This is a genomic window from Stenotrophomonas sp. 05L44_2, from assembly GCF_056665995.1.
In genome coordinates, this window is the sequence record NZ_JBFTNR010000553.1 from 1 (window position 1) to 2,814 (window position 2,814).

3 protein-coding genes and 1 pseudogene are annotated in these 2,814 nt (G+C 66.0%); all 4 read right to left on the reverse strand.

The window, feature by feature from the left end:
* Positions 1-899, reverse strand: an 899-nt coding sequence (locus AC1VAN_RS17250; RefSeq protein WP_480986290.1) for a hypothetical protein, incomplete at its 3' end; no start/stop codon positions are given.
* A 45-nt stretch (positions 900-944) separates the two neighbouring features.
* Positions 945-1,697 (reverse strand): hypothetical protein, encoded by a 753-nt coding sequence (locus AC1VAN_RS17255; protein ID WP_032975046.1) that lies wholly within the window; start codon positions 1,695-1,697, stop codon positions 945-947.
* Between the two features lie 13 nt (positions 1,698-1,710).
* Positions 1,711-2,415: a C39 family peptidase gene (locus AC1VAN_RS17260; RefSeq protein ID WP_025876073.1), complete on the reverse strand. Its 705-nt coding sequence runs from the start codon at positions 2,413-2,415 to the stop codon at positions 1,711-1,713.
* 140 nt (positions 2,416-2,555) lie between these two features.
* Positions 2,556-2,814 (reverse strand): annotated as a pseudogene (locus AC1VAN_RS17265) (adhesin); the annotation flags it as partial.

Sequence of the window (2,814 nt, forward strand, 5' to 3'; positions counted from 1 at the left end):
GCGGTCTTCACCATCGATACGCCCAGGTTGGCCTGCCACACGCCGTTGCCGGTCGGCTGTTCCTGCGGCACTGCGAAGCGGATGTAGTCATCGTCATCGCGCTCGATTACTTTCCAGTCCAGCCCATAGGGTGCGCGGCCCGTTGGTGCGGTAACGCCACCGGTCAGCACCGTCTCCGGGCGCCAGCCGCGTTCGGAGAACAGCCGGTAATTGGCACTCAGGCTGACATCGCCGATGCCGCTGCCGTTGGTTTCTTCCTGCGCGATCGCCGCCGCAGCACCGCCGGCACCGCCTTTCTGGTAGACCGTGCGCCGTGCCAGGTACGGCACGTCCATGTTCAAGGTGAGGTTGGGGCTGACGCCCCAGCGCGCAGCCAGGTTGTAGGTCAACGAATCGGATTCGACGTTCTCGATCGCGATGTTGCCAAGGAAGATCGCATCGAGGGCGAGGAACCCGTTGAGCGTGAGCTGCTTGCGGTCGTAGCGCGCATAGGTGAGGCCGTTTTCGATGGTGAACCGGCGCGAGAACAATGCCGCCTGCTGCTGCTTGACGTCATCCACGCTGCGCCGGGCCTCCTGCTTGGCCTGCTGTGCCTCGGCCGCGCTGCTGGCATAGCCTTCGCTGCTGGGCGGTACCGCGGATGCCGCAGCCGGCGCCAACGGCGCAGCGGGCGTCGCACCGGGGCCTGCGCGACCACTCAGCCGCGCCTGCATCGCCTGCACCTGCATGTCCAGTTCGCGCAGGCGTCGTACCTCCTGTGCGTAATTGACCTTGAGCTGTTCCAGTTGCGCGATCAATGCCTGCATGTCGGCGCCATCACTGGGCGCAGGCTGCTGGGCGAAGGCAGTGGCCGCCAGCGCCGCCAGCGCCAGCGGAGTAAGCCGGTAGAGAGTGTGCATGTCGGTGACCTGCGTTGTGCGTCGGTTCCCCCCGACCAGGCCGTGTTACTGGCCTGGGCCCATGCCGCGGTTCATCCCGATCGCCTGGGCCACGTTCTGGCTCAAGGGCAGGTTGTTGGCCGCGGTATTGCGTACCAGCTCCAGCTGCAGCCGGTTGCTGGCGGTCTGTCCATCGCCGGCCAGGGCAATGCCCTGCCCCACGCTGCCATTGCGGATCCACTGCTGTACCAGGCTCTGCCCATCAACCTGCAGCAGCAGGCGCGCCTGGTTACCATCGAGCATGGCGGTGGCAGTAGCCCCGCCCTGCTGTGCCTGTGCCATGCGGCTGCCGTCATCGCCCAGTGCGGTCGGCACCGCGCCGTCACGCACGGTCAGGGTGGTCACGTTGCGTGCGGTGTTGCCATCGCCGGCCACCTGCACGCTCTGCACCAGTCCGCTGGCATTGGCCAGGCCGGTACTGTCGATGCTGCGCCCTGCCGTTGCCGGCAACGGTGCGTCAGCGGCGGTAACCTGCACGCTTGGCTGGAAGCTCAGCTTGGGTGTGCCGCCATTGCGGAAATCCATGCCCAGGGTCAGCGCGCCCTGCACCACTGCACCGTTGGGGCCCTGCCACTGCGAAATCATCGTCACCCCGAACCAGGCCACGTTGTTGCCGCCAACGGTGTAGCGGCCGCGCATCAGGTTCAGTTCGGGATCRGGTATTTCCTTCAGGCCTCGCCCCGGTGCACCGTCTGCCGCCATCAACGGCGACACCGGCAACATCAGCAGCAGAGCGAGTACTACACGTTGGCATTGCATGATCGTGCCTCCTTCAGAACAGGTCGGCGTGGCTGAAGCCGAAGTCGACCAGTTCGGCGTCGGTGATCGGTCCCTGCCGCGCATACAACGCGCGGGCACTGGGCCGTTCGCTGGGTTGCAGCAGCACCGTATTGCGATCGAAGTCGCTGCCGATCACGACGAAAACGGCGCGTGACGGCCAGGCGGCACTGAACTCGGCCAGTGACAGGCTGCGGTTGCCCAGGATCGGATCGGCCACTTCCACCACCCCGTCGCGCACCTGCTTTAGCACGACGAAATGCCGGAAGCCGCGTACATCCATCAGCACCAGTCCAGGAACCCGCAACGTGCGCAGGCGCGATTCATCGATGCGATAACCGCGTCCACGCATGCCCAGCGATTCGACATAGCGTTTGATGTCCAGCAGTGAAAAACCGCGTTCCTTGACCAGCTGTGGATCCGATACCCCCATCATTCCCTCGATCACCGTCGCCTCGGTGGTGTCCAGGTGGTAGGCATAACGCAGGATGGTGGCCAGAGCGGCCGCCCCGCAGCTGTAGTCGGTGTGCTGCCGCACCAGGTTGCGATAACGCCGCTCCTGCATGCTTTCCACCTTCTGCTGCAGCAGCGCGCCATTGGGCAGCACCCCGCTGAACACCACCTCGCCTGCCCAGCCACATGCGCTGGTCAGCAGCAGCAGGCAGGGCAGCAGACGCAACCACCAGCGATGACCGGCCATGCCGTTCTCCACGAGAAGGAAGGAGCCCCTGCCCCAAGGGGGAGGAGGGACAGGGGCCCCCGGGGGAACCCGGCCATTGGCGGATGGCCGGGCTTGTTGCGCTCAACGCAGGTTCGCTGCGAAAGCGGTCACACCGTGGATCACTCGCCGCCGCCGGTCCCACCGCCGGTGCTCGGCTGCGCCACGGCCAATGCCAGGCTGTTGGCCTGCAGGTTGCCGGTACCCGATGCCACGTTCACGCCGATGTTGCCGGACGCGCCGGAGAACGCGCTGCCGGACAGTGCCGAGGTGTTGGTCGCATTGACGTTCACCCAGCGGGTGGTGCTGACCGTGCCACTGAGGCTGGCATACAGGTCGGCCACGCCCAGCTCGACGAACTGGCTGGTGCCGCTTTCACGC